This window comes from Amycolatopsis endophytica (assembly GCF_013410405.1).
Taxonomy (GTDB): domain Bacteria; phylum Actinomycetota; class Actinomycetes; order Mycobacteriales; family Pseudonocardiaceae; genus Amycolatopsis_E; species Amycolatopsis_E endophytica.
The window spans coordinates 1,322,317-1,336,437 of record NZ_JACCFK010000001.1; the positions used below are offsets into that span (position 1 = coordinate 1,322,317).

Annotated in this window: 17 protein-coding genes; 6 read left to right on the top strand and 11 right to left on the bottom strand. The window is 71.5% G+C overall.

The genetic code is table 11. The annotated features are described in order from the left end of the window. Position 1: 1 nt before the first annotated feature. Both HNR02_RS06505 and HNR02_RS36425 read right to left on the bottom strand, forming a co-directional pair. The gene (locus HNR02_RS06505; RefSeq protein ID WP_179772280.1) at positions 2 to 1,141 is read right to left on the bottom strand and encodes a glycosyltransferase; all 1,140 of its coding nucleotides are present in this window, start codon (positions 1,139 to 1,141) and stop codon (positions 2 to 4) included. Positions 1,142 to 1,145: 4 nt separating this feature from the next. Then, positions 1,146 to 2,267: a glycosyltransferase family 4 protein gene (locus HNR02_RS36425; protein WP_312860922.1), complete on the bottom strand. Its 1,122-nt coding sequence runs from the start codon at positions 2,265 to 2,267 to the stop codon at positions 1,146 to 1,148. 143 nt (positions 2,268 to 2,410) lie between these two features. Here HNR02_RS36425 and HNR02_RS06515 point away from each other — a divergent pair, with 143 nt between their 5' ends. Together HNR02_RS06515 and HNR02_RS06520 are read left to right on the top strand one after the other, a co-directional pair. Next, positions 2,411 to 3,256, top strand: coding sequence for an inositol monophosphatase family protein (locus tag HNR02_RS06515; protein WP_179772282.1), 846 nt, complete (start codon positions 2,411 to 2,413; stop codon positions 3,254 to 3,256). 34 nt (positions 3,257 to 3,290) lie between these two features. Next, complete coding sequence (locus HNR02_RS06520; protein WP_179772283.1) at positions 3,291 to 3,665, top strand: zinc-ribbon domain-containing protein; 375 nt, start codon at positions 3,291 to 3,293, stop codon at positions 3,663 to 3,665. Here the strand turns inward: HNR02_RS06520 and HNR02_RS06525 are convergent. The 4 genes from HNR02_RS06525 to menD form a co-directional block, all read right to left on the bottom strand. Beyond that, a complete protein-coding gene (locus tag HNR02_RS06525; RefSeq protein WP_179772284.1) occupies positions 3,662 to 4,225 on the bottom strand; it encodes a dihydrofolate reductase family protein in 564 nt (187 codons plus the stop codon). The genes HNR02_RS06520 and HNR02_RS06525 overlap by 4 nt on opposite strands. Positions 4,226 to 4,237: 12 nt before the next feature. Beyond that, a complete protein-coding gene (locus tag HNR02_RS06530; RefSeq protein ID WP_376772828.1) occupies positions 4,238 to 4,714 on the bottom strand; it encodes a DUF3592 domain-containing protein in 477 nt (158 codons plus the stop codon). A gap of 24 nt (positions 4,715 to 4,738) precedes the next feature. Beyond that, positions 4,739 to 6,238 (bottom strand): M1 family metallopeptidase, encoded by a 1,500-nt coding sequence (locus tag HNR02_RS06535; RefSeq protein ID WP_179772286.1) that lies wholly within the window; start codon positions 6,236 to 6,238, stop codon positions 4,739 to 4,741. Positions 6,239 to 6,310: 72 nt separating this feature from the next. Further along, entirely contained in the window at positions 6,311 to 7,975 is a 1,665-nt protein-coding gene (menD, locus tag HNR02_RS06540; protein WP_179772287.1) for a 2-succinyl-5-enolpyruvyl-6-hydroxy-3-cyclohexene-1-carboxylic-acid synthase, read from the bottom strand. 57 nt (positions 7,976 to 8,032) lie between these two features. Here menD and HNR02_RS06545 point away from each other — a divergent pair, with 57 nt between their 5' ends. Further along, positions 8,033 to 8,956, top strand: a complete 924-nt coding sequence (locus HNR02_RS06545) for a 1,4-dihydroxy-2-naphthoyl-CoA synthase (protein ID WP_179772288.1) — start codon at positions 8,033 to 8,035, stop codon at positions 8,954 to 8,956. 43 nt (positions 8,957 to 8,999) lie between these two features. Here the strand turns inward: HNR02_RS06545 and HNR02_RS06550 are convergent, their stop codons facing one another. Beyond that, complete coding sequence (locus tag HNR02_RS06550) at positions 9,000 to 9,443, bottom strand: hypothetical protein (RefSeq protein ID WP_246338512.1); 444 nt, start codon at positions 9,441 to 9,443, stop codon at positions 9,000 to 9,002. Beyond that, on the bottom strand, positions 9,385 to 9,636 hold the full coding sequence (locus HNR02_RS35315) for a helix-turn-helix domain-containing protein (protein ID WP_312860923.1): 252 nt from the start codon (positions 9,634 to 9,636) through the stop codon (positions 9,385 to 9,387). The genes HNR02_RS06550 and HNR02_RS35315 overlap by 59 nt, the downstream gene beginning before the upstream one ends. Before the next feature lie 69 nt (positions 9,637 to 9,705). On the opposite strand from HNR02_RS35315, the gene menE reads away from it, so the two are divergent. From menE to HNR02_RS06565, 3 genes are read left to right on the top strand one after another with little or no spacing between them, the layout of a single operon-like run. After that, positions 9,706 to 10,854: an o-succinylbenzoate--CoA ligase gene (menE, locus tag HNR02_RS06555; RefSeq protein ID WP_179772289.1), complete on the top strand. Its 1,149-nt coding sequence runs from the start codon at positions 9,706 to 9,708 to the stop codon at positions 10,852 to 10,854. 31 nt (positions 10,855 to 10,885) lie between these two features. Then, on the top strand, positions 10,886 to 11,026 hold the full coding sequence (locus HNR02_RS06560) for a hypothetical protein (RefSeq protein WP_179772290.1): 141 nt from the start codon (positions 10,886 to 10,888) through the stop codon (positions 11,024 to 11,026). 23 nt (positions 11,027 to 11,049) lie between these two features. Beyond that, on the top strand, positions 11,050 to 11,922 hold the full coding sequence (locus HNR02_RS06565; RefSeq protein WP_179772291.1) for a 1,4-dihydroxy-2-naphthoate polyprenyltransferase: 873 nt from the start codon (positions 11,050 to 11,052) through the stop codon (positions 11,920 to 11,922). A gap of 247 nt (positions 11,923 to 12,169) precedes the next feature. Here HNR02_RS06565 and cds1 read toward each other — a convergent pair whose 3' ends face one another. From cds1 to HNR02_RS06580, 3 genes are read right to left on the bottom strand one after another with little or no spacing between them, the layout of a single operon-like run. Next, positions 12,170 to 13,243 carry an L-cysteine desulfhydrase Cds1 gene (cds1, locus tag HNR02_RS06570; protein WP_179772292.1) on the bottom strand — a complete coding sequence of 358 codons (1,074 nt, stop codon included), beginning with the start codon at positions 13,241 to 13,243 and terminating at the stop codon, positions 12,170 to 12,172. Further along, positions 13,227 to 13,508: a DUF4229 domain-containing protein gene (locus HNR02_RS06575; protein WP_179772293.1), complete on the bottom strand. Its 282-nt coding sequence runs from the start codon at positions 13,506 to 13,508 to the stop codon at positions 13,227 to 13,229. The genes cds1 and HNR02_RS06575 overlap by 17 nt, the downstream gene beginning before the upstream one ends. Before the next feature lie 11 nt (positions 13,509 to 13,519). Next, entirely contained in the window at positions 13,520 to 13,993 is a 474-nt protein-coding gene (locus HNR02_RS06580) for an Lrp/AsnC family transcriptional regulator (RefSeq protein ID WP_179772294.1), read from the bottom strand. Positions 13,994 to 14,121: the final 128 nt, after the last annotated feature.

Here is a 14,121-nt window from a genome sequence, read left to right on the forward strand (position 1 = left end):
ACTAGCCGCGGCGCTCGCGCCTCGATTGAGGGTGGCGGTGCCCGAGAACGGTGAGCATCCCCCGCACGCTCGCGGGCCAGGCGAACTCCTCCGCGCGCGCCCGCGAAGCCGCACGTCGCAGGTCTTCCGGACTCTCCAGCAGCCCGGTCACGGCCGTGGCGAACGCGACCGGCAGATCGGCCACCGCGGCGCCGCACCCGGGCCGCACGATCTCCCGCAGCGCCGAAGACTGCGACACCACCACGGGTGTCCCGGACGCCAGCGCCTCCAGGGCCGCGAGTCCGAACGTCTCGTGCGGGCCCGGCGCGAGCGAGACGTCCGCGCTGGCCAGCAGCCGCGCCACCTCGGTCCGGTCGGACACGAACCCGAGGAACGTCACCGGCAGCCCGCGCGCCCGCCGCTCCAGCGCGCGGCGGCGTGGCCCGTCCCCGGCGATCACCAGCCGCACCCGGTCGCCGGACTCGGTCAGCTCGGCGACCGTGTCCACGCTGCGCTCCACGTGCTTCTCCGGCGACAGACGTCCACAGTGGACGAGCAGAGCGTCCGCGCCCGCCGCGAGTTCGCCGCGTAACGAAGCGTCTCGGTAGCCAGGACGGAACGCGGCGAGATCGACGCCCAGCGGCACCTGCCGCACATTGGCGACCCCGATCCGGTCGAACTCCTCCCGCGCGAAGGACGTGGTGCAGACCACCGTGTCGTAGTTGCCCGCCATGCGCCGGTTGGCGGTGTCGGCGACGCGACGCGCCAGCGGTCCGGGCACCAGGAACTGCTCCAGCAGCCGGTCCAGTCGCTCGTGCGAGATCACCACGCTGGGCACGTCGTGGCGGTGCGCCCACACACCCATCCCGCGCAGCGTCAGCCGGTCCGACACCTCCAGCCGGTCCGGGCGCAGCGCCGACAGCAGCACACGAACGCGGTACGGGTCGACCGCGCGGTAGCCGCCGGTGCCGGGGATCTTCGGTGCGGGCAGGCTGATCCGCCGCACCCCGGTCGGCAGCTGTTCCTCCGCCGCGTGGTGGCCTGGCACGACCAGCGTCACGTGGTGGCCGCTGGCCACGTACCCGGCGCCGAGGTGGTGCAACGCCGTTTTCAGGCCCCCGGAGCGGGGACCGTAGAAGTTCGCCAGCTGGACGATGTGCATGGCATCAGGCGGCGCGCGCGACGCGGCCGGTGACCACCTCGTAGTGGTTCACCAGCTCCGCGCACACCGCGGGCCACGTCCGGCCCAGCACCACCTTGCGGGCCTTCGTGCCCAGCCGCTCACGCAGCGCGGGGTCCCGCAGGTCCCGCACGCGCCGCACGAGTTCCTCACCGAAGGCTTCGGGATCGGGTGGCAGCAGGTACCCGGTGCGGCCGGGCAGCACCAAATCGCGCGGACCGCCCGCGTCCGGCGCCAGCACCGGCAACCCGGAGGCCATCGCCTCCTGCACCGCCTGGCAGAACGTCTCGTGCGGGCCGGTGTGGACGAACACGTCCAGGCTCGCGTAGGCGGTGGACAACTCGTCGCCGTAGCGCGCGCCGAGGAAGGCGGCGCCGGGCAGCCGTTCGGCCAGCTCCTCACGGTCCGGCCCGTCGCCCACGACCACCAGCCGCACCCCGTCCATCCCGGCCAGCGCGGCGAGCCTGCCGACCTCCTTCTCCGGCGCGAGGCGGCCGACGAACCCGACCAGCAGCTCTCCGTCCGGCGCCAGCTTCGCCCGCAGATCCGGATCGGCGTGCGCGGGTGAGAACCGTTCGACGTCGACGCCGCGGCCCCACCGGTGGACGCGCGGAATGCCGTGCTCACGCAGGTCTTCGACCGACTGGGTGGACGGCGCCAGCGTCCGGTCCGCCTTGGCGTGCAGCCGCCGCACCCACCGCCACGCCGCCCGCGCGCCGAGCCCGAGCCCGTAGGCGGTGGCGAACCCGGCGATGTCGGTCTGGAACACCGCGATCGAGGGCACCCGCAGGCGCCGCGCCGCGGCCAGACCGCGCGCCCCGACGACGAACGGCGAAGCGAGGTGCACCACGTCCGGGCCGAACGCGGTGAGCGCGGTCAGCACCGTGCGGGTGGGCAGGCCGATCGGCAGGGAGTTGACCACCGGAAGGTCCAGCGCCGGGATCCGCACCACGGGAGCCCCGCGGTAGTGCGACGGCCCGGCGAGCCCCGGTGCGACCACCATGACGTCGTGCCCGGTGTCGGCCAGGTGCTCGATGACCCGCAGCACGGAGTTGGTCACGCCGTTCACCTGCGGAAGGAAGCTTTCGGTGACGATGGCGACTCGCACGGGGATCACCGTGACACCCGGTCCGGTTCGCCCGGCGAAGGCCGCGTGACGTCGGGACCAACGGTGCTGGAACTTCACGAAGCTTTCTCCGCTTCACCTGGGTGTCGCGTACCGGACATCTCCCACCGCCACACTCGGCGAGCGTGACCCTCCTCTCCGCCCGCCCGCCCCAGCCGGTCGAACCGGGCTTGCTGTCGCGAGCGCTCGAGGTCGCCGGACGGCTGGCCAACGACGCCACCGACGTGATCACCGCGACCGCGGGCCGTGGCGCCCACCCCGACGTCGCGGACTCGCCGTTCGACTGGGTCACCGACACCGACCGCATCCTGGAACGGCACACGCGCCGCGTGCTGACCGCCGAGTTCCCCGGCATTCCGGTGGTCGGCGGCGAGTTCGGTGCCGACATCGGCGCCGACGTCGCGACCTACCGGTGGGTGGTCGACCCGGTCGACGGCACCGCCAACTACGTGGCCGGGGTACCGTGGTGCGCCTTCAGCCTCGCGCTGGTCGACGTCTCCGGACCGGTCGTCGGCGTGGTCGCCGACCCCTACCGCGCCCAGATCTACGCCGCCGCCCGCGGCCGCGGCACGCGGGCCAACGGCAAACCCGTCAAACTGGTCGACCGCAACCGGATCGCCGGGTCGATCGTGTGCACCGAGCTGGCCCGCAAGGGGCCGTGGCCGGGCATGGGCTCGTTCATCGAGCGCGCCGCCGAGGCCCACGCCGGCGTGCGGGTACTCGGCTCGGCCGCACTGTCGATCGCGCAGGTCGCGCTCGGGCACGCCATCGCCGCGGTGCTGCACAGCTACCACGAATGGGACGTGGCCGGTTCGGTCGCGCTCGCCATCGAAGCGGGCGCCGTCGTGCTGGACCGGCGCGGCGAAGGCAGCAGGCTGCCGACCGACGGCCTGCTCGTCGCCGCCCCGAGCGTCGCCGAGGAAGTCCTGTCCTGGTGGCAGGAAACCGAACGGGAGATCCGCGCGTCCTAGGCCCGAGAAGATCACGGACCCGGGAGACGAACCCATGCTGATTTACGGCTGGCGCAGCAGCGTCCAGGAACTGGCGACCGCGACGTACCTGTGCGGCCAGTGCCAGAACCCGAGCGCGCACGCCCTGCGCCGCGCCGTCACGAAGTTCACGCTGTTCTTCATCCCGCTGTTCCCGATCAACTCGAAGTACTTCACGGTGTGCACCTTCTGCGGCATGACGAACAAGCTGACCAAGGACGAGGCCAGGCAGGTGCAGGAGATGCAGCAGCAGGCGCCGGTGCGGCAGGCCCCGATGCCGCAGGCACCGGCGTACCCGGCCGGGTACCAGCAACCGCAGCCGGGATACGCGCCGCAGCAGATGCGGCAGTACCCCCAGCAGCAGATCCACCCGCCGCGACAGGGCTTCTAGCGCACCACGCGGTAGTGGAGGAAAACGACCTTCGAGCTGAACGTGCGCGTCTCGACGAGTTCGAGATCCACCCGGCGGTCGCGATGGTCGAAGTACGGCGTGCCGCCGCCGACCAGCACGGGGAGAACCCTGATCCGGTACTCGTCGAGCAGCCCCGCAGCGGCCACCTCGGCGGCGAGGGTCGCGCCGCCGACTCCGATGGCGCCGTCCCCCGGCCCGGTCCGCAACCGCTCGATCTCCTCCGCCACCGTGCCGGTCGCCAGGCGCGCGTTGCCCTCGACCTCCCGCAGCGTGGTGGAGAACACGACCTTGGGCAGTGCGTTCCAGAGCGCGGCGAACTCCAGTTCCGCCTCGTCGAGGGAGTGCTTCCGCCCGGCGGTCTCCCAGTACAGCATCGTCTCGTACAGCCGCCGCCCCATGAGGTGAACGCCGAGGTCGCGAACCTCGTCGGTGGCGAAGCGGAACACCTCCTCGTCGGGAGCCGCCCAGTCGAAGCGGCCGTCCGGCCCGACGATGTAGCCGTCCAGCGAGGTGGTCAGCGAGTAGGTCACGCTGCGCATCGGGCCCTCCGCTCAGCCGGATGTGACCGGGGCGTCGTCGGCCACGGCCTCCGGTGTCCGCGGCGCCGTGCGGCGCAGGCGCTGACCGATCACCCAGGACACCGCGACGGCGACCAGCCAGGTGATCAGGACCGTGCTGCCCAGCGGCAGCAGGGTCAACGTCGCGGTGCGGCCCGCGACGCGCGCCAGGTCGGGGTCGGCCGCGTCGTACTCGATGCGCACCAGATCACCCGCGACCAGGCCGCTCGGGTAGAGCACCCCGTTGTTCGGGCTGTGCACGACACCGTCGGGCGTTTCGAAGCGAATGATCGTCCGGTCCCACGTGACGGCGTCGACCTCGGCCGTCGCCGTGCCCAGGTTGCCGGTGATCGCCTGGTCGTTGCGGATCGCCGCGAGCAGCAGTCCCGCGCACAACACGGTGATCACGACGGCGACGGCGAGCACGCAGCGACGGCCGATCCTCAGCCACCGCAGAGTTCTCGCCGTCACTCGTCCGAGCATAGAAGGTCCGGGTTAACGGCTCTCTCCGGCCGCCAGCTGCTGGTGCGTGCGCTGGATCGCCGGATACGACTTCGGCTGCGCCGCCGCACGCAGTGCGGTGGTGCCGTTCGGGCCGGTGGACGGCTTGCCCGCGGTGAACAACCAGGTCTGGAACAGCTGCTGCAACGGTTTGCCGGAAACCTGTTCGGCCAGTGCGACGAAATCGCTGATACGGGCGTCGTCGCCGCGGTGCTCGGCGACCCAGGTGCGCAGGATCGTGAAGAACGCCTCGTCGCCGACCTCGGTACGCAGCGCCTGCACCGCGAGCGCGCCGCGGTCGTAGACGGCGTCGTCGAACTGGTTGGCCGCGCCCGGGTCGCCGGGCAGGACCTGCCAGAACGCGTCGTCCGCCGGGTAGGAGTCGTAGACGTACTGCGCCAGTTCGGCCGCGGTGCCCTCACCCTGGTGCTCCGACCACAGGTACTCCGCGTAGCTGGCGAAGCCCTCGTTGAGCCAGATGTCACTCCACCGGCCCAGCGACACCGAGTCGCCGAACCACTGGTGGGCGTTCTCGTGCGCCACGACGGAGGTGTTGGTGCCGGAGACGAAGAACTTGTCGCTGTACACCGGCCGGGTCTGGGCTTCCAGCGCGAAGGACAAGCCGGTGCTCACGACGCCGCCCTGCGCCTCGAACGGGTACTCGCCGAACTGGCTCGCCAGGAATTCGATGATCTCCGGGGTGCGCTCGACGCTCGCCCTGGCCGCGCCCAGCGAGTCGCCGGTGGTCGGGTCGTAGGCGGTGACGAACGGCTGCCCGCTCGGGGTCGTGGCCTCGTTGACCTCGAACTTCCCGACCTCGAGCGTGGTGGCGTAGGTGTTCTGCGGCTGCGTGCTGCGCCAGTTCCAGCGCGTCCAGCCCGCCCGGTTCTTGGTCTTGCGGACGAGGGTGCCGTTGGACAGGGCGGCGACGTCGTCGGGCACCTCGACCGAGATGTCGTAGCTCGCCTTGTCCGTGGGGTGGTCGCTGGAGGGATACCACCACTGGGCGTTCTGCGGCTCGTCCACGGCGAGCGCGCCGTCCGGGGTCTTCTTCCAGGCGGTGTGGCCGTCGATGGTCACGGTGGAGGGCGTGTCGGCGTAGGTGACGACCACGGTGACCGGCTGGTTCCCGGCGAGCGGCTTCGCCGGGGTGACCTCCAGCTCACCTTCGCGGACGGTCCGGAAGGTCGCGTTCACGTTGTTCACGCGGATCTCGCGCACCGCGAGGCCGAAGTCCAGGTCGAAGCTGGACAGCTCCTGCGTGGTGGTCGCGAGGATGGTCGTCGTGCCGGACAGCTGGTCGGTCGCGGGCTGGTAGGTGAGTCGGACGTCGTAGTGCGCGACGTCGTAGCCACCATTGCCCGCGAACGGGTAGTACGGATCGCCCGCGCCGGCGGCACCCGGAGCGGGCGCGGCAGTGGCGGTGGCGGCGAGCAGAACGGTCGCCATTCCAGTGGTCACGGCCCCCAGGCCGGCGCGAGTTCGCAGACGCATGCGGGCACGCTAGCGAGAAACCTTCTCACCGGACACGGCCGAAAGATGGTTTCCCACTCCCCGGACCACCGGTCAGGCGAGAGCCGCGGAGACCGCGGTGTGGATGCGGGTGTGCAGGTCGCGGTGACGCGAACGGTCCACCTGCACCTCCACGACACGCAGGCCAGGGGCCGGGCGGACCGCTTCGCGGAACTCCCCGATCGTCCCGGCCCGCACGTGCGGGATGCCGAACCCCGCGCACAACGACGCGAGGTCCGCGCCGTGCGGGGTGCCGAAGACGTGCTCGAACGCGTCCCTGTGCTCGGGGGCACCCTGTTCCAGCAGCGAGAAAATGCCGCCGCCGTCGTCGTTGAGCACCACGATCGTCAGGTCCGGGCGCGTCTCCGGCGGCCCCGCGAGCAGGCCGTTGACGTCGTGCAGGAAGGTCAGGTCGCCGAGCAGCGCGTAGGACTGGCCGCGGTGCACCGACGCCGCCCCGATGGCCGTCGACACCGTGCCGTCGATGCCCGCCACACCGCGGTTGCGGTGCACCAGCACGTCCGGGCGCATCCGCCCGGCCAGCGCCACATCCCGCGCCGGATTCGACGAGCCGACCACCAGCAGCGCGTCCGACGGCAGGGCGTCGACCAGTTCCGACGCCAGCCGCAGCCCGCTGGGCCACTGCTCCTGCCGCAACGCGGCGCTCACGGCCCGGCTCGCGGCACCGTCCGCGCGCTGCCACGCGGCCAGCCACTCCGGATCGGCCGGCTTGGTCGGCGAGTCGAACCACTGCCCGACCTGCCGGACGTTGTGCGCGGGCGCGGGCCAGTCCGAGTCCGGGCGCACCAGCAGCACCTCGACGTCGGCGTCCGACAGCAGCTGCTGGATCTGCCGGAACACCGTCGGCCGCCCCAGGCACAGCACCTGCTCCGGCTTGTGCCGCCGGATGAACTCCTCGGCGCCGAGCAGCCACACCCCCGACGAGATCGCCGACGACCCGTGCAGGCCCAGCCCGCCGGTCTCGGAGATCACCGGCCAGCCGTGCTGCTCACCCCACTCACCGGCCGCGCGCACGCCACTGTCACACGCGATCACCAGTCCACAGCGCGACGACGGCACCACGAACGACGGCAGCGCACCGAAGTCGGGCAGCTCCGTCCAGCGCTCACCGCCGGGGCGGCCCTCCAGCGACTCGAACCACTCACCGTCACCGTCGGGCACCAACGGCTCGCGGAACGGGACGTTCAGGTGGACCGGACCGCACCGCCACTCGCCGTAGGCCGCGTTCCAGGCCCGGCAGATCTGGCTGCGCCAGTACGCGTTCTGGCCACCGCGCCGCTCGGCGACGGCCAGCTCGTCGAAGTAGCGCACCGCGCCGCCGTAGAGCCGCTGCTGCTCGATCACCTGGTTCGCGCCCGCGGCCCGCAGCTCCGGCGGGCGGTCGGCGGTCATCACGATCAGCGGCACCCCGGCGCGATCGGCCTCCAGGACCGCGGGGTGGAAGTTCGCGGCCGCGGTGCCGCTGGTGCAGACCACCGCGACCGGGCGGCCGGTGCGCGCCGCGATGCCGAGCGCGAGGAAGCCCGCGCCCCGCTCGTCGATGCGGACGTGCAGCTGGAGGCGCCCGGCGGAGGCCGCGTCGTAGAGCGCCAGCGACAGCGGTGCGTTGCGCGAGCCCGGGCAGAGGACCACGTGCGAGACGGTGTTGCGGACCAGTTCGTCCACGATCACCTTGGCCTGCGCGGTCGACGGATTCACCGGCCACCGCCCGGCGTGTCACCCGTCACCACAGTCACACGGCCTATTCTCCCAAACGTGCATGACGCCCAGGTTTCCGAGCTGTTCGACCCGTCCGTCTGGACCGAAATCGAGGGTTTCGGTTTCACCGACATCACCTACCACCGTTCCGTCGAGGCCCGCTCCGGCAAACGCGTCGTGCGCGTCGCGTTCGACCGCCCCGAGGTTCGTAACGCCTTCCGCCCGCACACCGTCGACGAGCTGTACCGCGCTCTGGACCACGCGCGGATGAGCTCCGATGTCGGCTGTGTCCTGCTGACGGGGAACGGTCCCTCGCCCAAGGACGGTGGGTGGGCGTTTTGCTCCGGTGGTGACCAGCGTATTCGCGGTCGGTCCGGCTATCAGTACGCGAGCGGCGAGACCTCCGACACGGTCGACCCGGCGCGGGCGGGCCGCCTGCACATCCTGGAGGTCCAGCGGCTGATCCGGTTCATGCCGAAGGTCGTGGTCGCGGTGGTGCCGGGCTGGGCCGCGGGCGGCGGGCACTCGCTGCACGTGGTGTGCGACCTCACGCTCGCCTCGGCCGAGCACGCGCGCTTCAAGCAGACCGACGCCGACGTGGGTTCGTTCGACGGCGGGTTCGGCTCGGCGTACCTGGCGCGCCAGGTGGGGCAGAAGTTCGCGCGGGAGATCTTCTTCCTGGGCCGCGACTACACCGCCGAGCAGATGCACCACATGGGGGCGGTCAACGCGGTCGTGCCGCACGCCTCGTTGGAGGCGGAGGCGCTGCAGTGGGGCTGGGAAATCCTCGGCAAATCCCCGACCGCGCAGCGGATGCTCAAATACTCGTTCAACCTGATCGACGACGGGCTCGTCGGACAGCAGGTCTTCGCGGGCGAAACCACCCGTCTGGCCTACATGCAGGACGAGGCGGTCGAGGGGCGGGACGCCTTCCTGCAGAAGCGGGACCCCGACTGGTCCGGGTTTCCTTACTACTACTGACGTGCGGCGGGGATAGCTTGCGCGTGGCGACCACCCGAACGGACTAAACCGGCAGGCCCGCCCGGTAGGCGATGCCACGCAGCTGCCGGCCGACGGCATCATCCTTGGTCTTCGTGAGCACCTCACCGATCACCGAGATCGTGACCGGGCGCCGCAGGACGTGCGCGGGTGGGAGCAGCTCCGCGCGCCGGATCATCCGCACCGCCTCATCGCGGCGTTTCGAGGGCCTGGCCAACGCGGGCCCTCGCCCTGCGTTCGGCCGGATCCTCTGCGCCACCGACACGAGGGACGAAGCCAGCGCCAGCGAACCGGACAGCTGCAATTCGTCCCGATCGACCAGTGGCAACTCCACCGCCTGGAGGGCGCGTGACGCCACGTCGAAGCATCCGGCGGCAGGCAGTCCGAGCGACGTGCCGCGCGCGACAGGCTCATCGAGCCGTTCGGCGGCCTGCCGCGCGATCCGGCTCGCCTGGCGGGCCGGGTCCACGGTGGTCGCCCGGTGCCACGTCGAGGGCGCCGGCCAGCGCGACGATCAGGGATCGGCGGTCGAGCGCCCGGTCACCGGATTCGAGCCGGGACAGGTACGACGGGGAAATCCCCGTGAGCCCGGCGACGACGGCGAGGGACTTTCCACGGGCGTGACGGATTCGCCGCAACGTCGAACCGGTCCCCGAGGGCACCGCACCCCCTCCACGAGAACGCGGGCGTGGCGGGTCCTCCCAGGGTAGCGGCGTCTACGCTCGACAACCGTGCGTGAAGTGTGGCTGCGGGGTCCGGAATCGGTCGACGAGCTGGCCGGGGCGGTCGCCGCGGCGCTCGACGGGGGTGACGCGGTCCTGCCCCTCGACGGCGGCGATCCGAAGGCTTCCGCGCTGCTCGCGGGGATGCGGCCGGACCAGCCGGTGGAACCGGGGACCGCGGTGATCATCGCGACGTCCGGGTCCACCGGGGAGCCCAAGGGCGTCCTGCTGTCCGCGGAGGCGCTACGGGCCTCGGCGACCGCCACGCACGCCCGGCTCGGGGGGCCGGGGCGCTGGTTGCTCGCCACCCCGGCGAACTACATCGGCGGCCTGCAGGTGCTGGTCCGGTCGATGGTCGCCGGGCAGCCGTTCGCGGTCCTGCCGCCGGGGCCGTTCCGGGCGGAACGCTTCGCCGAGGCCGCGCGGCCGGTGCTCGCCGGGGACGGGCCGCGCTACACCGCGATGGTCCCGACCCAGCTCACCCGCCTACTCGACGCGGGCGGCGCCGGCCTGGACGCGGCCCGCGCGTTCGACGCGATCATCATCGGCGCCGCCGCCACGACCCCGGCCCTGGGCGCCCGCGCCGGAGAAGCAGGCGTGCGGATCGTCCCGGCGTATGGGATGAGCGAGACGGCCAGCGGCTGCGTCTACGACGGCGTCCCGCTCGACGGGGTCGACGTGCGCATCGCCGACGACGGCCGCGTCCTGCTCACCGGGCCCGTTCTCACTCACGGCTACCGCCTGCGGCCCGACCTCACCGCGGACGCCTTCGACGGGAAATGGTTCCGCACCGGCGACCGCGGACGGTTCGGCGGCGGGCGCCTCGAAGTGCTCGGCCGCATGGACGACGTGATCAACACCGGCGGCGTCAAGGTGTCCGCCGCCGCGGTGGAACGCCTGATCACAGCCCTGCCCGGAGTACGGGAATCATGCGTCGTGGGTCTGCCGGACCCCGAATGGGGGCAGATCGTGGCTGCCGCGGTCATCCCCGAGGGTGACGGGCCCAGCGTCGACGACCTCCGGACCGCGGTCCGGTCCGAGGCCGGGGCGGCAGCCGTGCCGAAGCGAGTCGAGTTCGTTACCACACTCCCGCTCCGCGGGCCCGGCAAAATCGACCGGACGGCGGTCGCGGAGCAGATTTTTCCCCCGGTTGGTTGACACAGCGCGCGGACCGCTTTTCAGTTAGCCCATGATCTCGCTCAAACGTTTCCTGGTCGCGGCGGTAGGAGCCGCCCTCGCCGTCCTCACGGTGACCGGCACCGCGGCGGCCGGACCGCCCCAGCCGGACTCCGGCACCCTCACCTGGTCCGTCCCGGTCACCGGGGAGTAGGCGCGCTCGACGAGAATGCAGTCATGGCGACTGTGACCGAATGGATCGAGGGTGCCCGTCCCCGCACGCTGCCGAACGCGGTGGCACCGGTGGTGGCGGGCGTGGGGGCGACGGTCCAGCTGGGGGCCTTCTCCTGGTGGCAGTCGGTGCTCGCGCTCCTCGTGGCGCTCGCGCTGATCATCGGCGTCAACTTCGCCAACGACTACTCCGACGGCATCCGCGGCACCGACGCCGACCGGGTCGGGCCGCTGCGCCTGGTCGGATCCGGTGCCGCGGCGCCCAAACTCGTGCTGACCGCGGCACTGACCTGCTTCGCCGTCGCCGGGGTCACCGGGCTCGTCCTGGTCGCGGTCACCGGGCGGTGGTGGCTGCTCGCGATGGGCGCCGCGTGCATCCTCGGCGCCTGGTTCTACACCGGCGGCCGCAAACCCTACGGCTACGCGGGGCTCGGCGAGCTCGCGGTGTTCATCTTCTTCGGCCTGGCCGCCGTGCTCGGAACCGTGTACGTGCAGGCCGGGACCATCAGCTGGGAGGCGCTCGGCGCCGCGGTGGCGGTCGGATGCTTCTCGATGGCCGTGCTCGTGGCCAACAACCTCCGGGACATCCCGACCGACCGGGTGGCGGGCAAGGTGACGCTCGCCGTCCGTCTGGGTGACGGCGGCACCCGCCGGTTGTACCTGGCGCTGATCGCGGTGCCCTACGTCGTTTCGGTGCTGCTCGGGGTCTGGCACCCGTGGGTGTTGATCGCGCTGGTCACGGCGCCGATGTTCGTGGTGCCGGTGCGGGCCATCACCAGTGGTGGGACCGGGCCGCGGCTGATTCCCGTGTTGAAGGACACCGGGCTGGCGATGCTGGCCTGGTCGGTGCTGACCGCGGTGGGGCTGGGGGTTTCTTAGGCTCTGGCTCTGGCTCTGGCGCTACGCGGGTTTTGCGCTACGCGCGTATCCAGGGCACCGGGCTTCGCTTCGCTACGCCCGGGCCGAGCGCTTCGCGCCGGCGTTGTCCCTCCCGGACCCGATCTTTCAGTGTCTTTGGCGGGGGATCGGGTTGCGGGAGGGGGCTGGTTCGGGGGTGGGTCGCCTTGCGTTGCCGGGTGGCGGTTTCGTGGGGGTTGCGTGCGTGAGCGCGTGAGGTCTGCGTCGGCTAAGGGGTCCACTTGCCGGTGTCGAGGAAGCGTTCCATGCGGGCCATGTGCGGGTCGAGGTCGAAGCCCTGGCCGGTGATCCACGCGTCGTTGTAGTAGGTGTGCGCGTAGCGTTCGCCGCCGTCGCAGATGAGGGTCACCACGCTGCCCACCTGGCCCGCTTCGAGCATTCCCGCGATGATCTCGAAGGCCGCGTACAGCGCGGTGCCGGTCGAGCCGCCCGCCCAGTGGCCGGTGCGTTCCCGCAACAACCTGATCGCGGCCATCGACGCGGCGTCGGGGACCTGGATCATGTGGTCGATCACCGTCGGCACGAAACTCGGCTCCACGCGCGGCCTGCCGATGCCTTCGATGCGTGAGGGCATGCCCGTGGTGTAGTCCATCGCGCCGGTTTCCCACGCACCATAGAACGACGAGTTCTCCGGGTCGGCCACCGCGATTTTCGTGGTGTGCCTGCGATAACGCACGTACCGGCCGAAGGTCGCGCTCGTCCCGCCCGTGCCCGCGCCCACGACGATCCAGGATGGCACCGGATGCCGTTCGGCGCGCATCTGGGCGAACACCGACTCCGCGATGTTGTTGTTGCCGCGCCAGTCGGTCGCGCGCTCGGCGTAGGTGAACTGGTCCAGATAGTGCCCACCGCACTCGGCGGCGAGCCGTTCGGCCTCCGTGTACATCGCGGACGGAATGTCGACGAAGTGACACCGGCCGCCGTAGAACTCGATCAGCTCGATTTTCTCCCGGCTGGTGCGGCGCGGCACCACCGTGACGAACTCCAGGCCGAGCATGCGGGCGAAGTACGCCTCGGACACCGCGGTCGACCCGCTGGACGCCTCGATCAACGTCGTGTCCGGGCCGATCTGCCCGTTGACCAGCGCATACAACAACAGCGACCGGGCCAGCCGGTGCTTGAGCGAGCCCGTCGGGTGCACCGACTCGTCCTTCAAGTACAGGTCCACGCCCCACTCGGGCGGCAGCGGGAAGCAGTGCAGGTGGGTGTCGGCGCTGCGGTTGGCGTCGGCCTCGATGAGGCGGATCGCCTCACGCACCCACGCCCTACTCGTCGGCGGCATCCTCGCCCCGCAACTGGGCACGCAGCTTCGCCCGCTCACGGGCCCGGTGCTCGTTGCGCACCGCGAGACCGGCGGTGACCCGCGCGTTCAGCCCGCGGAACGCGAGCAGCCCGACCGGCAGGCCCACCACCACACCGACGGCGACGGCGACCAGCAACGGCACCTTCACCAGGACGAGCACGACCGCCACGACGACGACCAGCCCGAACCGCGCGAGGAGGTAAAGCGTCAGGTCGCGGCCCAGATGAGTCCGAGTCTCGCTCACGTCTGCCGAGCCTACGCGCCGCCCGGTGGCGGATCTTCGAGCACCGTGTTGTTCGGACGGCCCTCGAACCGCGTCGACAGCACCACCGTGGTCCGCGTGCGCGCCACCCCGCCGATGCGGCGCAGGCGGCCCAGCGTGTGCTCCAGCTCGTCGACCGTCGGCACCCGGACCTTGACCACGAACGCCTCGTCACCGGCCACCGCGTAGCAGCTTTCGACCTCGTCGAGGGTGCCCAGCTCGTCGGCGACCTCGTTGTCGTCGGCGGACTCGGTGGGCTGGATCCCGACCAGCGCCGTCACGCCAAGGCCGACCGTGCTCGGGTTCACCGTCGCGTGGTACCCCGTGATCACACCGGCCGCTTCGAGCTTGCCGACGCGCTCGTGCACGGACGACGCGGACAGGCCCACGGTTCTGCCCAGCTCCGCATAGGTGGCCCGGCCGTTCAGGCGCAGCGCGGCGATGATCTTGCGATCCAGGGAGTCCACGACGACCAGCCTAGGCGGCCCTTTACCCAACGGCGGCGGACGCCGCGCGGGGGCATACTTAGCGTCCGCAAGCTGGGCGTTTTGTCCATTACTTACCCTTTACTCTTCGACAACCGTTCGAGTACCTG